This window comes from Fontibacillus panacisegetis (genome assembly GCF_900102215.1).
GTDB classification, from domain to species: Bacteria; Bacillota; Bacilli; order Paenibacillales; family Paenibacillaceae; genus Fontibacillus; species Fontibacillus panacisegetis.
Genome location: NZ_FNBG01000030.1, coordinates 11,887 through 34,739 on the forward strand (window position 1 = coordinate 11,887; position 22,853 = coordinate 34,739).

The 22,853-nt window shown below is 44.5% G+C and carries 24 protein-coding genes and 1 riboswitch; of the genes, 2 read left to right on the forward strand and 22 right to left on the reverse strand.

The annotated features are described in order from the left end of the window. Positions 1-137: 137 nt before the first annotated feature. The 6 genes from scpB to ribD all read right to left on the reverse strand — a co-directional run bounded on the left by scpB (position 138) and on the right by ribD (position 5,284). Positions 138-794: an SMC-Scp complex subunit ScpB gene (gene scpB, locus BLS49_RS19860; protein ID WP_091234979.1), complete on the reverse strand. Its 657-nt coding sequence runs from the start codon at positions 792-794 to the stop codon at positions 138-140. Continuing rightward, positions 763-1,578: a segregation and condensation protein A gene (locus tag BLS49_RS19865; RefSeq protein WP_091235075.1), complete on the reverse strand. Its 816-nt coding sequence runs from the start codon at positions 1,576-1,578 to the stop codon at positions 763-765. Before BLS49_RS19865 ends, scpB begins: the two co-directional genes overlap by 32 nt. Before the next feature lie 78 nt (positions 1,579-1,656). Beyond that, positions 1,657-2,124 carry a 6,7-dimethyl-8-ribityllumazine synthase gene (gene ribH / locus BLS49_RS19870; protein ID WP_091234981.1) on the reverse strand — a complete coding sequence of 156 codons (468 nt, stop codon included), beginning with the start codon at positions 2,122-2,124 and terminating at the stop codon, positions 1,657-1,659. Positions 2,125-2,153: 29 nt separating this feature from the next. Then, positions 2,154-3,386, reverse strand: a complete 1,233-nt coding sequence (locus tag BLS49_RS19875) for a bifunctional 3,4-dihydroxy-2-butanone-4-phosphate synthase/GTP cyclohydrolase II (protein ID WP_091234983.1) — start codon at positions 3,384-3,386, stop codon at positions 2,154-2,156. A gap of 60 nt (positions 3,387-3,446) precedes the next feature. Then, entirely contained in the window at positions 3,447-4,130 is a 684-nt protein-coding gene (gene ribE / locus BLS49_RS19880; protein ID WP_091234985.1) for a riboflavin synthase, read from the reverse strand. A gap of 50 nt (positions 4,131-4,180) precedes the next feature. Next, positions 4,181-5,284, reverse strand: a complete 1,104-nt coding sequence (gene ribD, locus BLS49_RS19885) for a bifunctional diaminohydroxyphosphoribosylaminopyrimidine deaminase/5-amino-6-(5-phosphoribosylamino)uracil reductase RibD (RefSeq protein ID WP_091234987.1) — start codon at positions 5,282-5,284, stop codon at positions 4,181-4,183. 224 nt (positions 5,285-5,508) lie between these two features. Then, a riboswitch (FMN riboswitch) is annotated at positions 5,509-5,697 on the reverse strand. Positions 5,698-5,910: 213 nt separating this feature from the next. On the opposite strand from ribD, the gene tlp reads away from it, so the two are divergent. Next, entirely contained in the window at positions 5,911-6,135 is a 225-nt protein-coding gene (gene tlp, locus BLS49_RS19890; protein WP_091234989.1) for a small acid-soluble spore protein Tlp, read from the forward strand. 193 nt (positions 6,136-6,328) lie between these two features. Here tlp and BLS49_RS19895 read toward each other — a convergent pair whose 3' ends face one another. The 15 genes from BLS49_RS19895 to fur all read right to left on the reverse strand — a co-directional run bounded on the left by BLS49_RS19895 (position 6,329) and on the right by fur (position 20,043). Continuing rightward, positions 6,329-6,766: a peptidylprolyl isomerase gene (locus tag BLS49_RS19895; protein ID WP_091234991.1), complete on the reverse strand. Its 438-nt coding sequence runs from the start codon at positions 6,764-6,766 to the stop codon at positions 6,329-6,331. A 159-nt stretch (positions 6,767-6,925) separates the two neighbouring features. Then, on the reverse strand, positions 6,926-8,257 hold the full coding sequence (gene lysA, locus BLS49_RS19900) for a diaminopimelate decarboxylase (protein WP_091234993.1): 1,332 nt from the start codon (positions 8,255-8,257) through the stop codon (positions 6,926-6,928). 120 nt (positions 8,258-8,377) lie between these two features. Continuing rightward, a complete protein-coding gene (locus BLS49_RS19905; protein WP_175471483.1) occupies positions 8,378-10,027 on the reverse strand; it encodes a spore germination protein in 1,650 nt (549 codons plus the stop codon). Positions 10,028-10,056: 29 nt separating this feature from the next. Beyond that, the gene (locus BLS49_RS19910) at positions 10,057-10,479 is read right to left on the reverse strand and encodes a stage V sporulation protein AB (RefSeq protein WP_091234997.1); all 423 of its coding nucleotides are present in this window, start codon (positions 10,477-10,479) and stop codon (positions 10,057-10,059) included. Beyond that, entirely contained in the window at positions 10,479-11,126 is a 648-nt protein-coding gene (locus BLS49_RS19915; protein ID WP_091234999.1) for a stage V sporulation protein AA, read from the reverse strand. The genes BLS49_RS19910 and BLS49_RS19915 overlap by 1 nt, the downstream gene beginning before the upstream one ends. A gap of 339 nt (positions 11,127-11,465) precedes the next feature. Beyond that, entirely contained in the window at positions 11,466-12,221 is a 756-nt protein-coding gene (gene sigF / locus BLS49_RS19920; protein ID WP_091235001.1) for an RNA polymerase sporulation sigma factor SigF, read from the reverse strand. A gap of 11 nt (positions 12,222-12,232) precedes the next feature. After that, a complete protein-coding gene (spoIIAB, locus tag BLS49_RS19925) occupies positions 12,233-12,685 on the reverse strand; it encodes an anti-sigma F factor (protein WP_091235003.1) in 453 nt (150 codons plus the stop codon). Beyond that, complete coding sequence (gene spoIIAA, locus BLS49_RS19930) at positions 12,682-13,035, reverse strand: anti-sigma F factor antagonist (protein ID WP_091235005.1); 354 nt, start codon at positions 13,033-13,035, stop codon at positions 12,682-12,684. Before spoIIAA ends, spoIIAB begins: the two co-directional genes overlap by 4 nt. An 89-nt stretch (positions 13,036-13,124) precedes the next feature. Then, complete coding sequence (locus BLS49_RS19935; protein ID WP_245742594.1) at positions 13,125-14,330, reverse strand: D-alanyl-D-alanine carboxypeptidase family protein; 1,206 nt, start codon at positions 14,328-14,330, stop codon at positions 13,125-13,127. Between the two features lie 366 nt (positions 14,331-14,696). Beyond that, a complete protein-coding gene (locus BLS49_RS19940; RefSeq protein WP_091235007.1) occupies positions 14,697-16,028 on the reverse strand; it encodes a pyrimidine-nucleoside phosphorylase in 1,332 nt (443 codons plus the stop codon). Between the two features lie 19 nt (positions 16,029-16,047). Further along, positions 16,048-16,851 carry a purine-nucleoside phosphorylase gene (locus tag BLS49_RS19945; RefSeq protein ID WP_182535293.1) on the reverse strand — a complete coding sequence of 268 codons (804 nt, stop codon included), beginning with the start codon at positions 16,849-16,851 and terminating at the stop codon, positions 16,048-16,050. 65 nt (positions 16,852-16,916) lie between these two features. Further along, positions 16,917-18,104, reverse strand: a complete 1,188-nt coding sequence (locus BLS49_RS19950; RefSeq protein ID WP_091235011.1) for a phosphopentomutase — start codon at positions 18,102-18,104, stop codon at positions 16,917-16,919. A gap of 52 nt (positions 18,105-18,156) precedes the next feature. Beyond that, complete coding sequence (gene xerD / locus BLS49_RS19955) at positions 18,157-19,074, reverse strand: site-specific tyrosine recombinase XerD (protein WP_091235013.1); 918 nt, start codon at positions 19,072-19,074, stop codon at positions 18,157-18,159. A gap of 78 nt (positions 19,075-19,152) precedes the next feature. Continuing rightward, a complete protein-coding gene (locus BLS49_RS19960; RefSeq protein WP_091235016.1) occupies positions 19,153-19,389 on the reverse strand; it encodes a DUF4227 family protein in 237 nt (78 codons plus the stop codon). Between the two features lie 177 nt (positions 19,390-19,566). Next, entirely contained in the window at positions 19,567-20,043 is a 477-nt protein-coding gene (fur, locus tag BLS49_RS19965; RefSeq protein WP_091235017.1) for a ferric iron uptake transcriptional regulator, read from the reverse strand. A gap of 386 nt (positions 20,044-20,429) precedes the next feature. Here fur and BLS49_RS19970 point away from each other — a divergent pair, with 386 nt between their 5' ends. Next, complete coding sequence (locus BLS49_RS19970) at positions 20,430-20,846, forward strand: hypothetical protein (protein WP_091235019.1); 417 nt, start codon at positions 20,430-20,432, stop codon at positions 20,844-20,846. A 464-nt stretch (positions 20,847-21,310) separates the two neighbouring features. Here the strand turns inward: BLS49_RS19970 and spoIVA are convergent, their stop codons facing one another. Next, positions 21,311-22,789 (reverse strand): stage IV sporulation protein A, encoded by a 1,479-nt coding sequence (gene spoIVA / locus BLS49_RS19975; RefSeq protein ID WP_091235079.1) that lies wholly within the window; start codon positions 22,787-22,789, stop codon positions 21,311-21,313. Between the last annotated feature and the right edge of the window lie 64 nt (positions 22,790-22,853).

A 22,853-nucleotide genomic window follows, 5' to 3' on the forward strand; every position in this document is an offset into this window, starting at 1 on the left:
TGTCTATAGGCTCAGAAAACATTCCAGCTTTGGCATCGATAACTAATAAAAGAGGGGTGTCACCATGCGGATAAAAATCCACTTATGGGACACCCCCCTTGCTTAGAAGCCTATGCTATCTAAAGCAAAGCAAACAATTATTCTTCACTTGATAACAATACCGGATCAGAATCTACATTCGACTCAATTGCCTCACTATCCACATCATCAAACGTCAATTGCTGCTCCTCGAGCTTTTGAAATAAGAGCTGTGTCTCCTCTTCAAGCTGCTCCGAGCTTTCAAAATCCGCGAGGTCTGGTAGATCCTTAAGACTGGCGAGAGCAAAATAATCAAGAAAGGCTTTCGTTGTTCCGTACAAAATCGGACGCCCAATCGCCTCAGCTCGTCCCACTTCCTCGATCAAATCTTTGTTAACGAGAGTATGAATCGCTCTTTCGGACTTGACTCCGCGGATTTCTTCCACTTCAATCCGTGTAATCGGCTGACGATAAGCTACGATAGAAAGTGTCTCTAATGCGGCTTGAGATAAGGACGAGCGAGTAGGTGAATACGCCAATTTCTCAAAGTAAGGAGCATGCTGCGGCAGCGTAGTTAGTTGATAACTTCCCGCAATCTGCACGATTTGAAGTCCACGCCCCTCCCTTTCAAAAGAATTCTTCATATCTTGAAGCGCATCGAGAATCAAATCCTGACGTTGTTCCGTCACTTCTACTAGTTGTTTTACGCTGATTCCTTCTTCACCCGCCAGAAATAATAATCCCTCAATAATCGATTTCAAGTCCTGAAAATTCATTGACCGTTCCTTCCCCTCTCCACTCCATAACGATGTCATCAAACAGCTTGTTCTGATAACATACAATTTGTTTCATCTTCATGAGCTCCAATATCGCCAAAAAGGTAACTACGATCTCATGACGGTACATTTCTTCGTGCAACAGCTTAGAAAAAAGCAATCTTCCACCTTTTCCTGCGCTCTCAAGCGCGGATACTACTTCCCTAATCCGATCCTTGACCGATATTTCATCCCGGTGAATACGGGCTACTACATTGCGTTTTACCGCTTTTCTTAGCGCCTTCTGAAACACCGCGATCAAATCTGCAGCGTGAAGTCCTTTTACCGGATTTTCCACTACCTCTGGCAAAAATGGAGTCAAGTCCTCAGGCTCTTTAGAAAAAATAAGACTTCTTTCCCACTCGCGTTCATGCAAATGCTCGGCAATTCCTTTATATTTACGATACTCAATCAGTTTACGAATCAGTTCGTCTCTTGGATCTTCTTCGTCATCCATTAAATATTCGAAATCGTCATCAAATTCAATGACAGGCGGTTTAGGAAGCAGTTGCTTGCTCTTAATAGACAACAAAGTAGCTGCCATAACAAGAAATTCGCTAGTCACTTCCAGCTCCAGTTCTTTCATATTATGCAAATATTCCAGATACTGATCTGTTATTTCACTAATGGAGATGTCCTGAATGTCAATCTCGGATTTATCGATCAGGTGCAAGAGCAAATCCAGCGGGCCCTCGAACGTCTCCAGCTTATAAAGTACAGTCGTCAATGAATATCCTCCACCCATACATTGCATATGGCCTATTGGCCCACAACGTAAAAAAATGCAGTACCCTAAAAATAAGGGTACTACATTAAATAAGCACTATTTTAGCTGATTCGTCAAGTTCGCCATTTCAATTGCTGCCATCGCAGAGTCCCAGCCCTTGTTTCCGGCTTTAGTTCCGGCGCGTTCAATGGCTTGCTCAATATTTTCAGTCGTTACCACGCCAAAAATCGTTGGTACTCCTGTTTTTAGACCGACTGCTGCTACACCTTTTGCAACCTCGTTGCAAACGTAATCGTAATGGGTGGTTGATCCGCGAATAACAGTTCCAAGCGTAATTACTGCATCGTATTTGCCGCTCTCTGCCAATTTTTGGGCAGCAAACGGGATTTCAAAAGCTCCTGGAACCCAAGCCACGCTAACTTCCTCATCTTTAACGCCATGACGTTTCAATGCATCAAGCGCTCCGCTGAGCAGCTTGCTCGTAATAAATTCGTTAAATCTTCCAACTACGATACCATATTTTAGACCTTCCGATACGAGATTTCCTTCAAATACATTTAACATAATGATCCTCTCCTCATCAATTATCGAATTTATTTAATTTCATCCTGCTCTAAATCATCAAACTTCAGCAAATGCCCTAATTTGGCTTGCTTGGTATGCAAATAGTTGGTGTTGTCTGCATTTTCCTTCATTTGAATGGGTACGCGTTCAACAACTTCCAGCCCGTATCCTTCCAGGCCTTTGATTTTACGCGGATTGTTGGTCATAAGACGGATTTGGCGCACTCCAAGATCCTTCAAAATTTGAGCGCCAATCCCATAGTCCCGTAGATCTGCAGGAAAACCCAGCTTCAGGTTCGCATCCACTGTATCCAACCCCTGCTCTTGCAGCTTATATGCTTTTAGCTTGTTAATCAGGCCGATTCCACGACCTTCTTGACGCATGTACAGCAGTACCCCTGAGCCTGCCTCTTCGATTTGACGCAGAGCCGCTTCAAATTGTGGTCCGCAATCACAACGATGTGAATGGAACACATCCCCGGTCAAACATTCCGAGTGCACACGAACGAGTACTGGGTCATCGCCGTTAATATCGCCTTTTACCAGAGCAACATGCTCCTTGGAATCTACATCATTCGTGTAAGCAATCGCACGAAACTCGCCATAATCTGTTGGCATCCGCACCTCTACCTCACGATGCACAAGCTCCTCTTTTTCATTCCGGTAATGTATTAAATCTTTAATTGTAATCAGCTTGAGATCATGTATTTTGGCAATTTCCGCAAGATCAGGTAGTCTTGCCATCGTGCCGTCTTCCTTGATGACTTCACAGATGACTCCAGCCGGATAAGAACCACATAATCGAGCCAGATCAACTGCAGCCTCTGTATGGCCTGCCCGTCTCAGAACCCCGCCCTTCTTGGCAATAAGGGGAAACATATGTCCAGGACGACGGAAATCACTTGGTTTTGCCGCAGGGTCCATAATCCCACGGATTGTTAAGGAACGTTCAGATGCAGAAATCCCGGTCGTTGTCGAATGATAATCAATGGACACCGTAAATGCTGTTCCATGATTATCTGTATTGTGAGAAACCATTGGCTGGAATTCAAGCTCTTCCGCACGCTCCCTCGTCATTGGCAAGCAAACTAATCCTCTTCCGTGTGTAATCATAAAATTAATGACTTCCGGCGTAGCTTTTTCTGCGAGAGCGATGAAGTCGCCTTCATTCTCACGGTCTTCATCATCTACAACGATGACAACCTTGCCTCGCATCAAATCATAAATGGCATCCTCTACTCGATCCAATTTTATTTCGCTCATTTTTTTAACCTCCTACTCATTCCGGAGCTGCATCAATCGTATCTCTGTTCCAATATCCAATCACATAAAACCATGCTGTGACAAAAAAGGAATATCAATGGTCTCCCCTTCGGCATCACCCTGCTCATTACTGTCAGAAACTGGTGAAGCGCCAGCGAACTTTAACAGGTGCTCGACATATTTGCCTATAACATCACCTTCAAGATTCACCGTATCACCAGAGTGCTTGTAAGCGAGAATCGTCTCGGCTAATGTGTGTGGAATGATCGATATTGAAAAACGCCCCTGAGACACTTGTGTTACCGTCAAACTAATTCCATCAATCGTTATGGAGCCCTTTGGAATGATATATTTTAACAATGCTGAATTTGCAGGCTCAATTTCATACACGACTGCATTCTGGTCCTGCTTCTTACCTATAATTTTGCCCGTACCATCGATATGGCCTTGTACAATATGTCCTCCAAACCTTCCACCTGCCAGCATCGCTCGCTCCAAATTCACTTTACTTCCAGGCTTTAAGTCCTTTAAGTTAGTGTTTCGAAAGGTTTGCGGCATGACATCAACGGCAAAAGAAGTATTGTCAAAAGAAGTAGCCGTCAGGCATACTCCATTTACTGCGATGCTATCACCGAGCTTGATTCCGTCTGTGACTACTTTAGCCGAAATATGAAGCACCATCGCTTCTCCCTTACGGCTAATCGATTTCATTGTCCCGATTTCTTCCACAAGTCCGGTAAACATAGACTTCCCTCCTTGTCTGCCAGGCTAATCCTTATCTTAATTTCCTAGTCTCAAGCGGAATAGATCGGTTTACCCGAGACACAGATGTTGTCGCCAATCTGTTCAACAACAAGATTCTGTAACGTAATTGCATCCTTCATTAGTTCATATCCTTCGAACATAAAGCTTCCCGGGGCATCCAGCCCTCCGATCAGCTTAGGAGCCAGGAACAATACAATTTCATCTGCCAGTGCATTCTGAAGGATCGCCCCGTTCATGCGGCCGCCGCCTTCCACCAGAATTGATGAAATGCCGAGTTCACCTAGCTTCTTCATAGCCTGCTGCAAATCAACTTCAGGACCGTCTCCACAGAAGACAATCTGAATTCCACGCTCTTGCAATGCAGCTGCCCTGGATTCATTTGCCTTAGTCGTCGTAAGCAGGATGGTTTGTGCCAGTCCATCGGTCAATACATTGCTATCATCGGGAATTCGCAAGCTGGAATCAACCACGATCCGAACAGGTGATATTCCTGGAACCGCAAGTCTTGTCGTAAGCTGAGGATCATCCGCAACGATTGTGCCGACGCCAACCATAATACCTTGATGCCGATGACGCATCGAATGTACGATTTCTCTTGCAGACTCATTCGAAATCCATTTACTGTCTCCGCTTTTTGAGGCAATCTTGCCATCAAGAGTGCTTGCGGTTTTGATGGTGATATACGGAAGGCCAGTCGTAATGTACTTAATAAATTTTTTGTTAAGCTGCAATGCTCGTTCTCTGAGAACTCCTACCGCAACCTCTATACCGCTATTGCGAAGCATTTCAATTCCTCGCCCAGCAACCTGAGGATTGGGATCTTCACACGCAACCACAACTCTTGCTACCTTCTCATTGATGAGACGCTCGGAGCAGGGTGGGGTAATTCCGTAGTGGCTGCACGGCTCCAGCGATACATACACCGTACTTCCTTCAGCGCGTGATCCTGCCATGTTAAGAGCATGAACCTCTGCATGGGGTGTTCCCCTCTTCAAATGTGTCCCTACGCCTACAAGCTCACCATCCTTGACTACAACAGCACCGACTACCGGATTAATTCCGGTCTGTCCTTGTGCCCGCTCCGCCATGTCGAGCGCAAGCCCCATGTAATACTCATCATTGATGTTGTTCATGCCGCAATCTCTCCCTTTACAAACCAATACAGCTAAAATTAATAAAACAAAAATAACCCTACCTTTATTCCTTGGCAGGGTTGATCTCTATGAGAGTTGTCGTACGCAAATAAAGTGAGCCTAGCTTCCCAAGTTACCAATAGAACTTCATATGTGAAATTTGGAACTTGAAAAATATACTCTATCATGAAGCACACTCGTACAAGAAACGTCGTGTGCTCTGCGCTCTCCTTCTCCCATCCAGACTTTACTGTCGGTCCCGGAATCACACCGGCTCAGCCATATGCTTAATATATGCCGCATACGGGTCACGGACTTATGCTTGCCTTGAGCTGCAGAATTACTTAATTGCTTCATGGCTCAGGCTCGCCATCACCGTCGGTAGGGAATTTCACCCAACCCCGAAGGATAACTAATATGCTGTTGTCCATTCATTACTTTGCTTACAAACCGAATGTTAACACTATTAATCCTAAAAATCAAGGTGGATACTTATATTATCAATTTTCCCGGATTGATTTACCACGATTTCCATTGTGAAGAAGTAAACCTTATGAAGAATAAATGCGCTAAGAAATTGGAATTTTAACAGAGACGTCCTAAACACCATACCAGGAGGGATTTAAGTGGCAAAACCAGATGACCGCTCAGATAATGTAGAAAAACTGCAGGAAAGTGTACAAAATACAATTGAAAACTTTCGTGAAGCTCAAGATTACTTAAGCGAGCATGCGGACGAAATTACAGGTGATGAAAAACAACAAATCGAAAGTAAAAACGCCAAACGATTAAGAAGTATTGAAGGTCAACGTGCAGAAATAAAGGATGAGGCTAATCACTCTAATCAATAGGTGTTGAGGAAGAAGAGGCGGTGTAGGAGATGTTCTATGCATCGCCCCCCTCAAACCCATGTATTTACCATAATAATTTCGAGTGTATCAGTCAAAAGAAAAACCACCTCTTCGTATGAAAGTGATCAATTAAAGCTTCACTTTATCCAACGAAAAGGTGGTTTATTATTTTACAAATTCTGTTTTTGAGTTCCTATTCTTCGTCCCAAACAGATACTTCTTTCATTTTGTCGCCAGGGCGAACTTGATCGATCAATTCCATGCCAGTGGTTACTTTACCAAATACAGTATGCACACCATTCAAATGTGGTTGTGGCTCGTATACGATAAAGAATTGGCTGCCGCCAGTATCTTTACCTGCATGAGCCATTGAAAGCACACCACGTTCGTGTTTTGTAGTATTTGTTGCGGTTTCACATTTGATGGAGTAACCTGGACCACCAGTACCAGTTCCATTTGGGCAGCCACCTTGAGCAACGAAACCAGGAATTACACGGTGGAAACTAAGTCCGTTATAAAATCCTTCGTTCGCTAATTTTTCAAAGTTTGCTACTGTACCTGGGGCTTCTTCAGGCAGAAATTGAATTTCAACCTCTCCGCCTTTTTCCAATACGATTTTACCCTTTTTCATATACTAACACTTCCTTTTCTTCTTATAAGGTTGTTCAATAAAATCAACAGACTTCTTACAGTTTACTATGAAATTACGTCAGGAGCAAAAAAACAGCGCCAAAGATATCAAGCCCGCTAATTCAAGGCCTGCTCGTTCGGCGCTGATTCCTAAATAATTTTATTTGTATGAAGGTTGTTTAGCAATTCGCTCAGGGATAACGTCGCCTGATACGATGTCCTGCAGCGTCTCACGCTTAACTACAAGATCGCTTTGACCATCCTTAGCGAACACGACTGCCGGACGACGAATCCGGTTGTAGTTGCTCGCCATCGCGTAATTGTATGCACCTGTACAGGATACAGCTAACAAATCGCCACTGTTCACTTGCGGCAAGTCCAAATCCCAAATCAGCATATCTCCACTTTCGCAGCATTTGCCTGCAATAGAAACAGTCTCTTCATTTGCATCGTTGGCGCGATTAGCGAGCATCGCCTCATACTTGGATTCGTACAAGGCTGGACGAGGGTTGTCAGTCATACCGCCATCAACAGCAACATATTTACGTACGCCAGGAATGTTTTTACTTGTACCAACAGTATAAAGTGTAGTTCCAGCATCACCGACAATACTACGGCCTGGCTCTACCCAAATCTCAGGAAGCTGAGCATATGCGCCTCCAAAAGATTGTTTCACAGAATCTGTAATTGCCTTCACATAATCAGAAACTTTGAGCGGAGTATCACCTTCGGTATAACGAATTCCGAATCCACCACCAAGATTGATCACCTTAAAGACTACTCCGAGCTTTTCTTTTACTTGAATGGAGAAGCCCGCCACTCTCTCCACGGCCATCTGGAAGCCTTCAACCTCAAAAATTTGCGAGCCGATATGGGAATGCAACCCAAGCAGGTTAAGATTCAGACTGATAGAAGCCAATTCCACTGCTTCGAATGCCGATCCGTTACCGATATCAAAACCAAATTTAGAATCCGTTTGACCCGTTGAAATATACTCATGAGTATGAGCCTCAACACCTGGTGTCACACGAAGTAAAATGTTAACCGAAAGACCTTTTTCGGCTGCAATTGCCTGAAGCATATGCATTTCCGTGAAATTGTCCACAACAAAACAACCAATGTTAGCGGAAATAGCCATTTCCAATTCTTCCGGTGTTTTGTTATTGCCATGAAAATGAATACGGTTTGCAGGGAAACCTGCTTGAAGGGCTGTATACAATTCACCTTCAGAGACTACGTCAAGAGATAACCCCTCTTCTTCAACCAATCGGCACATCGCCATTACACAGAAAGCTTTGCTGGCATACGCAACTTGAAAATTCAAGCCAGATGCTCTAAACGCTTCCATATATTCGCGGCTTCTTTGCCGAACAAGGGCTTCATCCATAATGTACAGCGGCGTTTCGTAAGTTTCTTTCAGTTCAACTGTATCGCAGCCGCCGATCTCAAGATGACCTTTTGTATTAATTTTGCTGGTACCGTGTAAATACATCTATACAGTCCTCCACAATCAATTTTACACCAGTATAGCAAACAACCAGCCGCCTGAAAAATGGATTTTTTGAAATATGATTTGTGTTTTTTTACTGACAAGCCCGTTGTCTACCGATTGCTATTCTTTTTGAGGCATCCGCGTATTGTCTCTTGTTTTGTTAAAAGACGGTCTTAGTTTTGAAGTTATGACAGGCACACGAAACAGAATCGCTGCCATAGCCTTTGCATTAAATGGAATAAATGGCCACATGTAAGACGAATTGTAGGAGCGCTGCGTCGTAAGATAAATGATAAACACGGTTGTGCCCACAATTAATCCCGGTGCGCCAAAAATCGCAACTGCCACTAACAGAAACAGCCTTACCACTCGATTCGCGAGACCTAATTCATAGCTCGGTGTAGCAAACATTCCGATTGCAGCCACCGCCATATACAGCACTACCTCGTTTACAAAAAGCCCCGTCTTCACTGCGATATCCCCGATCAAAATCGCTGCAATGAGGCCCATGGCTGAAGCAAGTGGTGTCGGAGTATGCACCGCGGCCATTCGCATCAAATCTACCCCAAATTCTACAATCAAAAATTGGGCAATAAGCGGTATTTTCGCTGTTTGCTGTGGTCCGATGAACGAGAGAGCGACTGGCTTTAATTCAGGATGAATAACAACAAGGAGCCACATAGGAAGCAAAAACAGCGATGCAAAGATCCCGAAAAATCTCACCCACCTTAAATAGGTACCCATAAACGGAGTTTGCCTGTTTTCTTCCGCGTGCTGACACAGATCGAAGAAGGTTGTTGGAAGAATAATTACGCTTGGGGAAGTGTCTACAAAAAGAACCACTCGTCCTTCAAGCAAATGAGATGCCACGACATCGGGACGTTCCGAATAACGAACCAACGGGTAAGGATTCCATCCTTTTTTCACTATCGCTTCTTCCAGTTGCTTATCGGCTAACGGGATGCCATCGATATCAATGTTTTCAATCTTTTTGCGAACGGCATCCACTTGAGCCTTATCAACGATATCATCGATATAAGATATGCAGACATCTGTCTGCGTTCTCCTGCCAACCTTCAAAACTTCAAACTTTACCCCGGGATCTCGCAGACGTCTGCGGACAAGAGATACGTTGGTAAGCATCGTTTCTGTAAATCCGTCTCTTGAACCACGCACTACTCGCTCCAACGATGGCTCCTCCGGACTTCTTACCGGATAGGAACGTGTATCCATGATAATCGCAATCCGTTCACCCTCAATAAACAATGCGCTCATGCCAATCAGAACATCATTAATAACCTTGCTCAACTTTTCAGTTTTTTCAACCTGAATATGCGGGATATACAAATCAAAAAATGAATGCAATGCCCCGGAGTCCAGGCTTTCAGGTGTCAGATAGGTTAATCTTTTTATAATTTCTTGCATAATATAGTCTTTCGCAAAGCCATTAATAAAAAACAGCCCCGTCTTCACACCGCCAAAAGTCATCTCGCGAAAGACAACATCAAAGCTCTCACCGAGTGCCACCACTTTATCCAGCGTTTTTTTTGTTGTTTCAAGACTGCGGCTGATTGCATCACTCTTTTGCCAATAGGCTACTGATTCCTCAACTGTATCGGACATCTCCGATTGTTTCTTGATCTGTTCCGCCCTATTAACCGAATTGTCCTCCTCATGGTGTTCCAGCTCATTCGTGCCTGGGACATATTCAACGACATGCCGGGGCTCTTGTTCATTTTCGAAGCCCGTTCCGCCCTGATCTTGATTCATCATTCTTTAAGTGCCTCCTCTTCAAAAAATTACTGTCTATACACAAACCATTCAAATAATGAACCTGCTACCTTTCCGCATACCATAGCGAGCAATAAACCGAACAAATAACGTTGCATACGAAGTCTCTTGGCGAGAACAGGCAGCACATTGAGCACCTCAGTCAATGCTGCTGCGAGCATCCCGACAAAAAAGCCGTCAAACAGCCCTACAACACCGCTTCCGATCCATGGACCGTGAAAGTGCCAGTTCCAGAAATCCGCCACCGTCCCCACAACAGAACCTCCTACCATGGCTCCTTCGTACCAATGGACCTTATCATATGATCTCGTTACCTGTGCCAGTCTTGGTATCATATCCAGCACAATATACAAAGCGATAACTCCACCCCCTACAGCAATCCCCCCCGCCAAGCCTAAAAAAAGAGTTACGAGTAATGCTGCTGGCGACATCAGGACGTGTTCCCCTTGGAGTTTCGTTCTGCTTCACGTTGTTTTTTGAATTCCTCGGCAATTACATATTGATTTAGGTTTTCTTGATACAAGTACATTTCAACTTCCAACGGGGTAGGCTCCTCGTTCCACTTTTTTTTGAACAAATGATTGAAAAAAACAATCATCCCCAACCCGATCCCTATCGAGTAGGCTGCCTGGAACAAATAAGGATGCTCATCCTTTTCTCCAGTAATCATCTCGACAATACGAATTTGTACAGCAGGCATACTGACATCCGCATGAAAATTCATAATGGTTAGTGCGGCTCCAAAAAACAGCAGCAGCCATACTGCTATGAACAAAATAACCGAAGGCTTCTTTTTCTCGGCAATCATCTCTACCAGCACATGTGCTTCTCCAATGATTTCCACCTGAACATCAGGGAACAGCTCTTTGATTTTGGCAATCACCTGAAGCATGTCAATCACAATCAAATTGCCATCACTGCACTCAGGCCGATCCATCACAATGTCAAGCAGCTTATGTTCAATTTGGGGCTCAGCCAGCACATGCGCAATATCCTTTAGCCGGATCAGTGATCCCAGCGGGATCGCAACTTGTTTACATAGACGCAAATACACATAAGAGGCGGACTTTTTCTCCATCCCGGTCACCCCTTTACTTACGTAATGGCCATAGTATGCCAAGACAGGCGTATATTTACTCTAAAAGAGATTGTTCAAAAAGTCATCTTCCCATGACGAAGCAAATCATGAAGCGGACTCGACATCGAATCTTGAATTCAGCCGGGCCTTCCGGTGCTCACGTACCCAAATGTACGCTCCGCTCCTCATGCCCTAGCTTCATCCAACCTTCTCGGTCCTGAGAACCTGACTTTTTGAACTCGCACTAAAACTAGTACACAAAAAGGACGAAGCAGATCAAGATCTGCTCCGTCCCTTTGTAGTGATTGGCTCTATGGTGTCGATTCCCTACCGCGCCGCTTATTGTGCTATTTGATCACGAATGCTTCGCAATATTTTTTTCTCAAGACGTGATACCTGCACCTGGGATATTCCGAGCCTTGCAGCCACTTCAGACTGAGTCTGATCACGATAATATCGCAGATACACGATCAATCGTTCCCGCTCGTTCAAACCATGAATCGCATCATGAAGCGCGAGCTTATCAAACCAGCGGTCCTGGGATTCATCGGCAATCTGATCCATCAGGGTAATCGGATCACCATCATTTTCGAATACCGTCTCATGAATAGAAGCTGGCGGTTTATTCGCCTCTTGAGCGAAAACGACGTCCTCAGGGGTTACGCCCAGTTCCTCAGCCACTTCCTTCACGGTTGGAAGTCTGTTCAAAATTTTGGACAGCTCATCCTTCTTCTTGCGTACTTTATTCGCCATCTCCTTCAGCGAACGACTGACCTTAAGCGTTCCGTCATCACGCAGGAAACGCTGGATTTCTCCGATGATCATCGGTACAGCATACGTTGAGAACTTCACATCATAGCTGAGATCAAACTTGTCGACCGATTTGAGAAGACCGATACAGCCGATTTGAAACAAATCCTCCGGCTCGTATCCCCGGTTCATAAACCGTTGAACGACAGACCAGACAAGCCGGATATTACAACTTACGAGGCGATCCCGTGCTGCGGAATCCCCGTTTTGACTTAGCGCAATCAACCGTTTTACTTCACCGTCATCCAAATACTCTCTCGAGGTTTGCTTCACTTCGGCATCCATAGATCCAACCCCTAATTATATAAAGCTTTCTTAGATACAATCCTCTTCTTCATTCGAATGGAGGTTCCGCCGCCAATTTCACTGGCGACCTCGAACTCATCCATAAAATTCTCCATAATCGTAAAACCCATCCCAGAGCGTTCCAGCTCCGGCTTGGATGTATACAAAGGCTGCTTAGCCAATTCAACATCTTCAATTCCATAACCCTTGTCTTCAATGACCAAAGTTACGGTATCACCTTCGATTGATGCGGAAATAGTTACAATCCCCGCAGGATTACTATCATAACCATGAATAATGGAGTTCGTTACTGCCTCCGACACAACTGTCTTCAAATCAGTAATTTCATCCATGGTAGGATCGAGCTGTGATACAAAAGCAGCGACTGTTACCCTTGCAAAAGATTCATTCTCCGATTTAGCGGCAAACTGCAGTGACATAAAATTGCTGTCCATTTGGTTCATTGAGCAACCTCCAATTCAGAAAGCGCGCTGCTCTCATTTTCGTATGTGGACATAATTTTGAACAAGCCCGACATTTCGAATAGTCGATACACTGAAGGATTCATTCCACATACAACGGTCTTGCCGCCCTTTTGCTTAATCAGCTTATATCTGCCGAGTATTACTCCAAGCCCTGAGCTATCCATAAATTGAAGAGACTCCAGGCTCAGAATGAGATGGCGGCAATCGCCGCGAGCAATCTCTTCATCCATGCGCAGTCGTACGTCATCAGCCGTATGATGATCCAATTCCCCATTCAAACGAACGATGAGCGTATCACGATGTCTTGTCATTTCTAAATGCAGATTCACTTCTGTTCACTCTCCTCCCTGACATGAACACAACATTTCTACAACCATGAGAATTAATCCTGCTCGTTGACAAAACTAGAAGAAAAAACCTAAGAATCTACAAAAAACAATTGTGATGTCGTCCGCTTAAACAATGTCCAGAAGCCAGCTTTTTCAATTGTGGTTGATGCTCTCAGTTCGAACTCCGTGATCGGTTTTCCGTCCTGATATACTACAAGCTTGCCAATCACTTGTCCTTCTTTAACTGGAGCCACCAGCTTATCCGGCAATTCCAGCTTCTGAGTAATGCTCCCAGGCTCAGAACCCTTCTTGATTAACACACTCATCGTTTTAGAGGCGGCTAATTCAATATTGGAAGTCTTTCCCTTCTTTATCTTCACTTTACCGATAACTTCTCCTGTTTTATAAATAGGCTGAACTGAATATTGAGAAAAGGCATAGTCAAACATCGCCGACACTTCACTGTTACGCGTCTTCGTATTCGGTTCTCCGAGAACAACAGCGATCAGTCTGAGTCCATCTCTTTTCGCTGTAGCTGCGAGACAAAACTTCGCTTCCGAAGTATACCCTGTCTTAAGTCCGTCAGCTCCGCTATAGAAGCGAACTAATTTATTGGTGTTTACTAACCAAAAGGGCTTTTCTGTCTCTTTACGCAAATAATCCTGATAGGAGCCAGTGTACTTCGTAATCCCTTCATACTTGAGAAGTTCACGACTAATCATCGCAATATCATGAGCCGAGCTGTAATGATTCTCTACAGGCAGGCCGTTGCAATTCTCAAAATGAGTGTCCTTCAACCCAAGCTGCCTGGCGCGATCATTCATCATTTTTACAAAGTTTTTTTCCGTGCCTGCAATTTTCTCCGCCAGTGCTACAGAAGCGTCATTGCCAGATGCCATAGCTACACCTTTGAGCAGCTCATCAACCGTCATCTGTTCGCCAGGTTCAAGAAAAATTTGCGATCCACCCATAGAGGAAGCATATTCGCTCGCCGTCACTTTATCGGTCAGCTTCAGCTTTCCTTTATCAATCGCTTCCATCGTGAGCAGCATCGTCATGATCTTCGTAATGCTCGCCGGAGGTAATTTCTCATGACTCTTCTTCTCGAATATTACTGTTCCCGTATCTGCATCGATCAGAATTGCAGATTTGGAATTCTCTGCGAGCACTGCTTCATCACTAGATACCTCCGCCCCAGCATCATGCGGCCCTCCATGATCAGCATAGGTCACAGATGACCATAAAGGCATTGCCAGCACTAAAGCTAGCAGCCCAAGCACCACTTTCTTCAAGATTAGTCCTCCTTTAGACAAAACTCTGGATTCTGGTAACCTAGTATGGGCTAAATGATGTCATATTATTCCACTATGAAGTGTAATGGACAAAAAAAACTAGATACCTCGAAAAGCCTGCAAATCTGCAGTTTATTACAAGCAAAACTGCTAACTTCGAGCAAAAGCCTGCAAATCTGCAGGAAATCTACCCCTTTATTCAAAGTTTAGCTAATTTCCGCTAACAAAGATGCACATTTGCAGGAACTTCACCTCAACATGACAGTCGTTCGAGAAAAAATGTATTTTTGCAGCAAAAAAGCAGCAGCTGAGAATTCAAAACGAAATTCTCAAGCTACTGCTCTGCTATAAGTTACTATTTACAACGAATCAGAATCTCTTAATTCCTTCCGGTGTTACTAGAGCGAACACTAGAGGTCTTTTGGGAATCCTGTCGTTGGAGAAGCCGTAAGCACCTAATACTTTGGATCTAGCCTCTTCAAGCCCTTTCTCATGCTGGCGATTCAGATGAAGGACGGCCAAAACCTCGCCAACGCGCACAGGATCACCGATCTTTTTGTGCAAATCTACTCCCGCAGCAAGATCAATAACAGAATCCTTCGTCTCTCTACCTGCGCCAAGCAGCATTGCAGCAATTCCGATTTCTTCGGCCTGAATCGATTCAATATATCCGTCTCGATCCGACTTCACTTCAATCTTAAGCTCAGCCTCCGGTAAAAGTGAAGTGTCATCAATTTGTGTGACATCGCCGCCTTGTGCAAGAACCATTTTTTTCAGCTTATCTAAAGCCTCGCCGCTATCGATCTTTTGCTGCAACATTTCTCTGGCCTCTTCTTCAGAAGCAGCCTTGCCGCCAAGCACCAGCATATGTGATGCCAGTATTAGACATACCTCTTGCAGATCATTAGGTCCTTTACCCTGCAAAGTAGCGACCGCTTCTTTAATCTCCATCGCATTTCCTATCGCATGACCCAAAGGCTGATCCATATCGCTGATTACCGCAACTGTATTTCTTCCTACCTGAGTTCCGATATCAACCATCGCTTTAGCTAATCGTATGGAATCATCCAGTGTTTTCATGAAAGCGCCGCTGCCAGTCTTCACGTCAAGAACAATCGCATCAGCACCTGCGGCGATTTTCTTGCTCATGACCGAACTTGCAATGAGTGGAATGGAATCCACAGTCGCCGTCACATCACGCAAGCTATACAACTTTTTGTCAGCTGGTGTCATATTCCCGCTCTGACCAACCACAGCAAGGCCGATCTCATTCACCTGACTGTAGAACTCTTCCTTTTCCAGCTCCACATTGAAGCCCTGTATGGCCTCCAGCTTGTCTATCGTTCCACCGGTATGACCAAGTCCACGTCCTGACATTTTCGCAACGGGAACACCTGCAGCCGCTACAAGAGGACCGATTACTATGGTAGTTTTATCGCCGACTCCACCAGTAGAATGCTTGTCGACTTTTACACCATGAATCGAGCTCAAATCAATCGTATCTCCGGAGGAGGCCATATTGAGCGTAAGATCAGCCGTTTCGCGTGCACTCATCCCTTGATAGTATACGGCCATCGCCCATGCGGCCATCTGATAATCCGGTATCGTTCCCTCACTATAGCCACGGATTAGAAAAGCGATCTCCTCACCGCTCAATTCCAGTCCGTCCCTCTTTTTTCGGATTAGATCAACAGCTCTCATCAGTATTCACCTCTTATGATTACAATTCTGGAATAATAGCTAGCACAAGATTAAGGAACTTCTCACGAACACGATCAGTCGTCTCCATCACTTCCGCATGAGATAGCGGTTGATCCAGGATACCTGACGCCATGTTGCTAATGCATGAAATACCGAGTACATCAAGCCCTGCATGTCTCGCCACGATAACCTCTGACACGGTGGACATCCCGACAGCATCTGCTCCAATCGTACGAAGCATTCTGATCTCAGCCGGAGTCTCATAGGAAGGACCTAATAGACCTGCGTATACTCCTTCTTGTAAAGGAACATTATGTTTGCCGCCAATTTCTTTTGCCAGCTCACGAAGTGAGCGGCTATATGGCTGGGACATATCTGGAAAACGTGGGCCTAGCTCAGGATCATTATGACCGATTAACGGATTTCGACCCGTCAGATTGATATGGTCGGAGATTAACATCAGATCACCAGGATTGTAGGAGGTATTAACTCCGCCTGCCGCATTCGTTACGAGCAATGTTGTGACACCAAGCTCCTTCATTACTCTTACCGGAAATGCCGTCAGCTCAGGGTCATAGCCTTCATACATATGGAAGCGGCCTTTCATGAGAACTACAGGAGTTCCTTTCACCGTGCCGATCAGCAGTTCACCAGCATGTCCTTCAACTGTGGATGTTGGAAAATGCGGAATATCCTTATAGTCAATCTCAATAGCTTCCTCAATATAGTCAGCCAGTACGCCGAGACCCGATCCAAGAATGAGTCCAACCTTAGGAGCTACATCTCCGCGAGAACGGATGTAATCCGCCGCCTCCTGAATCATTGCTTTAGTTAACGTATTAGACAATGCAATCTCTCCCATCTCATAATGTTATTCGTTCATATCGATTACTTCAGTTCACGTAAAAAGCTCTTGCCATGATCACTGCCGTGCACTCCAAAATTGTCTGCTATCGTAGAGGCCAAGTCAGCGTATGTTCCTCTAACCCCCAAGTTTCCCGGAGTTTTGAGATTTTTGCCATACACAAGAATTGGAACATATTCCCGAGTATGATCTGTACCCGCATGAGTTGGATCGTTACCGTGATCAGCCGTGATGACCAGAAGGTCATTTTCACCCAGATTGTCCATTAGATCCGGCAGAGCAGCATCAAATTCCTCCAATGCACCAGCGTATCCCTCAGGATCACGGCGATGTCCAAACAAGGAATCGAAATCGACCAAATTCGTAAACAGCATTCCGGTAAAAGGCTCCTGAATCAGACGCAGCGTCTCTTCAATGCCATGTGCATTACTTTTTGTCGGATAAGAAGCCGTAACCCCTTCACCTGAAAAAATATCGTTGATCTTCCCCACAGCAACTACCTCTTTGCCTGCATTTTTTAATGCATTAAGCACCGTTGGTTCCGGTGGAGTAACGGCATAATCATGACGATTCGGAGTGCGCTTAAACTCTCCGGGCTGTCCAACGAATGGGCGTGCAATCACCCGACCTACCGAATGCTCCGGCTCTAGTGTAAGACGTCGCGCCACTTCACAAGCCTTATACAATTCGGATAATGGAACGACATCCTCATGAGCCGCAATTTGAAATACACTATCAGCAGAAGTATAGACGATCCATGACCCGGTCTTCATATGCTCCTCACCAAGCTCCACGAGAATTTCTGTACCTGAAGCTACTTTATTCCCGATCACCTTGCGTCCTGTCTCATGCTCAAAGCGTGAAATCAGATCACGCGGAAAACCGCTCGGATAAGTCTGAAAAGGAGTTTCGGTCTTAATTCCCATCAGCTCCCAGTGACCCGTCATCGTATCTTTACCAGATGAAATTTCTGCCATTTTCCCATAATAACCAGCAGGAGCTTCAGCAGGCTCCAGATTCGGTAAAGGAGCGATGTTTCCAAGTCCCAGCTTCTGCATATTAGGCAGCTTAGTACCAGGTACAGTCTCCAAAATGTGACCTAGTGTATGCGAGCCTTTATCTCCAAATTTCACAGCATCCGGCAATTCACCGATCCCAACACTATCCAATACAATCACAGTAATTTTATTAAAATGTTGACTTGCTCCCATTCCTATCACTCCTTAATTCTTTGCTGTTATTTTATCCCAGTGACAAGTCATATCATTCGGATTCTTTACTATTGCTCCTATCCCTTGCCCTGGGATGGTATGCATCGTATACGGACTTAAGATTAGGTCTCGTTTTATTCAGATACACCTGAATCGTTGACACATCGGCATGTCCGAGCATCTCCTGTACAGCCCTTACATCAGCACCTCTGTCGAGTAAATGTACGGCGAACGAGTGGCGGAGCGTATGAGGAGTAATGTCCTGCTCTATTCCGGCTTCCTTTCCGTATTTCTTGAGCACTTTCCAGAAGCCCTGACGGCTAATGCGCTCTCCAAGGCGGTTGGGAAACAGTGCTGCATCCTGTTCCTTAGAGATTAAATGCGGCCTACTCTCATTAATGTATCGTTCTACCCATTCAGCAGTCACATTACCGAAAGGAATAATTCTTTCCTTCCCCGACTCACTGCAGCAGCGAAGAAAACGCAAATCGTTATCCACATCCCCCAAGTTCAGCGAAATCAATTCACTTACTCTTATTCCGGTAGCATATAAAAGCTCAAGCATCGCCTTATCTCGAAGTCCAAGCGGAGTGCTGGGATCGGGCATATCCAGTAGCTTCTCCGTTTCTTCTACAGATAACGTCCGAGGAAGCTTCTTATCTACCTTCGGTAATTCCACCATAACCAATGGATCGTGTTCGATAATTCGCTCCCTTACCAGGTATTGAAAAAAGGCCCGTAAGGTTACGGATATACGAGTTATCGTTGCAGGAGCTTTTCCACAATTTTTGAGCGTGGAGAAATATAGCAGTATCCCTGTACGGGTCACCTCATGAATGTCCGTCGTATTTCGATCCTGCAGGTAACTCAAAAACTGCCTCAAATCACGATTGTAGGATTCAAGCGTTGATTCGCTTAACCCCCTCTGCCGGGCTAAATATGAAATAAAAGAGGACGCATATTGCTCCATCTCCCGCGCCTCCTTTCACTTATTTTACTATTCTACACATTAGTGCCTATTCCCTGCCTAAAATACATATGTTCAAAATTACTCTCCGTACCACAAGAACAACTTTAAGCGATCGCTCATTTCCTCGAGTCTGGAGCCAAACTCGTTATCGGTCTGGAAAGCTTTTACCGCTGAGCCTTCAGGAACCCGATACTTGTCCAAAGTGAATACATATTCATCCAACAAACCGAGCATCTGATACATTACATAAGCTAATACGATAAAAATGATTGCATATATTGCTGAACCTAACCATTTTCTCAGCGATATTACCATGCTTCCCCCTCATTTCATATACAGATAGAATTGAAAATGCAGCAATTCGTTTATATCAGTATATAAATGAACAAGGATGAATATGAAAACTATGTAATGCTATCATGGTATGTGAACAATCGATGCCAAAAACGCAAAAAAGCCCCTCACAGCGCTTGGCTGGATGAGCTTTACTACTTAAGATTTCTTATCATCGTTACCGGAGGCATCGCCCTTCTTATCACGACAACGGTAACAGATACCTTGAAAATCTAACCTGTGGTCAAGGACTGTAAAGTGAAACTCCTTCTCCAGACGTTCTTCAAGCGGGCCAAGCCAATCCTCACGGATTTCATCCATCGCTCCGCATTGGACACAGATCAAATGATGATGATGATGTTTGGTTGTATCTGTTCGCAAGTCATATCTGGCAACTCCGTCACCAAAGTTAATCTTCTCTACAACATGAAGCTCACTAAGCAGCTCAAGAGTCCGATACACGGTCGCCAGACCAATTTCCGGAGCTTTATCCTTAACAAGCATGAACACATCTTCTGCACTTAGATGATCGTCTTCATTCTCGAGCAGTACGCGAACCGTAGCTTCCCTTTGGGGCGTCAATTTGTAACCGTGGGATTGTAACTGCTGTTTGATTTTCTCGATTTTTGTTTCCATGTTCTCCCTCCCCCAGGACTAAGCCGCACATATATATAAATACATTAATATACGGATTTTCACAAATATCCACTTCTTTCATTATAGGGGGAGAGATCAGGCAAAGTCAAACATTTTACTAGAGTTGTACAGGTGACAGAAGCTATTCACAACTCGGTATGACTGGACTAATCGTCTGTATCGTATCTCACATGCTTTGGGACCATTTCTTGTACAACTACTCGCTTCCACCAAAATTATCATTTGAACCAGATTGATGCCTGATAATCTTCACACCTGTCACGATCGGGTACAAGATAGTGCTTATTTTCACTTTACTTATTTTGTATTTGGAAATATAATTTGTAATTAATATTTAATATAATTTATTCCAAGGAGAATTATCTATGAACCGTCGTTTTAAAGCAGCACTTCTGTTACCTGTTATGCTATTTGCAATTACCGGTTCCGCCTTTGCTGAAGATGCAGCAATTTCAAACAATGGTGAAGGAATACCTTTAAGTGCTAGTGCTCGCATTTCTGAGGATTTAAAAAATTCCGAACTGCCTGTTAGCTTACCTAATGAATTGACTGTTTCTTCTGAAAACATAGTGATTCCAAATTCGGAAAAAAATATTACAGTTTCAAGAGACTTTGCTGCAAATGAGGATATTCACGCATTAATTAACTATTCAGAGGCCAGCGGATCTTTAGGCAAATGGAGCGGAACTCTATACAGAACAAATAATCCTGTGCCTGTAGCACTTCCAGATGAAGGCTTTAGAGTTTATTTCAAAGGCACCGTTTATAAGGATTTAAACTAAATAAATCATAAAATTAATAAAAAGAGGCCGTCCCAAAAGTTATCTAGGATAACTTTGAGGGGCGCTTCTTTTTTTGCAGTGGAAAGGCAAGATATCAGGAAAAGCTGCAAAAATGCAAAAATGCAGTTTTATATAAATAGCCATGAAAGGATGAACAAAAGCGTGCAATAATGCAGGAATAAGGTTCAGAATAGACTAGTTTGAAGAGAATCCTTAGAGAAAGCCTGCACATTTGCAGCAATTTAGGGCATTTAGAGGCTTTACATGATCAAAGCCTGCACATTTGCAGCAATTTCAGGAATTCCGCATCATGACACTATTACACATGAGATACGGTCATAGAATGCGGCAGGATCAAGCGGTGCAGGGAGCGTCTTCCCTGCACCGCTATTTCTAGTTTTAACAGTAACCCTACTTTTGGGACAGCCCCTTATATTTGCATCTATTCAGACTTCCAGGCTGCATTATAGGATAATTGCGATCAACCCGCCAGAGCCTTCATTAATAATTCTACCCAGTGTTTCTTGCAGCTTATAGCGGGCATTATCCGGCATCATGGCTATTTTACCCTGGATACCTTCTCTAACGATGGAATGAAGCGAGCGACCAAAGATGTCAGACTCCCAAATTTTGATAGGGTCATTCTCAAAGTCCTGCATCAAGTAACGAACCAACTCTTCACTCTGCTTCTCTGTGCCGATGATTGGAGCAAATTCAGACTCTACATCTACTCGGATCATATGAATCGATGGAGCCGTAGCCTTTAATCTTACGCCAAATCTTGAGCCTTGACGAATAAGCTCGGGCTCATCCAACGCCATTTCTGCAAGTGAGGGAGCTGCGATTCCATATCCTGTTGTTTTGACCATTTCCAGCGCTTCTGCAAAGCGATCGTACTCCCGCTTGGCGTGAGTGAACTCCTGCATCAGTTGCAGCAAATGATCCTTACCACGAATCTCTACACCGACAACTTCAACGAGGATTTGGTCATAGAGCTCATCCGGTGCGTACAAATCAATCTCTGCTACACCTTGCCCCATATTCAGACCGCTTAGACCTGCCCTGTCAATAAAGTCGTATTCCATGAAATTGCTGACGACTCTATCAACATCACGAAGACGTTTAATGTCTTTTACGGTATCGCGTACAGAGTTTTCATAATTGCTGCGGAGCCAGTGGTTCTCGTTGAGCACCATGACCCAGCTAGGAAGATTGACATTGACCTCATGAACCGGAAATTCATAAAGCACTTCCCTGAGCACACCTGTAACATCCTCTTCAGTCATAGTAGCTGCACTCAAAGTGATGACCGGAATATCATACTTGGCAGCCAGTTCACCGCGCAGCTGTAATGCTTCATCACTGTTTGGCCGCGTAGAGTTAATTACTAGCACAAAAGGTTTACCCACTTCTTTTAATTCTGCTACTACACGTTCTTCCGATTCTACATAGGAGTAGCGCGGAATATCAGCAATCGTACCGTCAGTTGTGACTACTACACCAAGTGTGGAGTGCTCTTGGATAACTTTACGTGTTCCAATTTCCGCAGCCTCCTGAAAAGGAATTGGCTCTTCAAACCAAGGTGTGGAGATCATACGCGGGCCATTTTCATCCTCATAACCCTTGGCACCTTCCACAGCATAGCCCACACAGTCTACGAGTCTTACATTAACATCAAGTCCTTCAGCCACCTTGATCTGCACCGCGTTATTTGGTACAAATTTTGGTTCTGTCGTCATAATCGTCTTGCCAGCCGCACTTTGCGGGAGTTCGTCTATTGCCCGAATTCGGTCGGACTCACTGGCGATATTCGGCAATACCACGGTCTCCATAAATCTTTTAATAAATGTCGATTTCCCTGTGCGAACAGCTCCGACAACACCCAAGTAAATATCCCCACCGGTCCGTTCGGCGATGTCCTTAAAAATGTCTACCTTCTCCAATACCAATGATATCCCCTCCTCAAAATTCACCGAAGGAAAAATGCCTTGAGAGCATCCGCTTCGT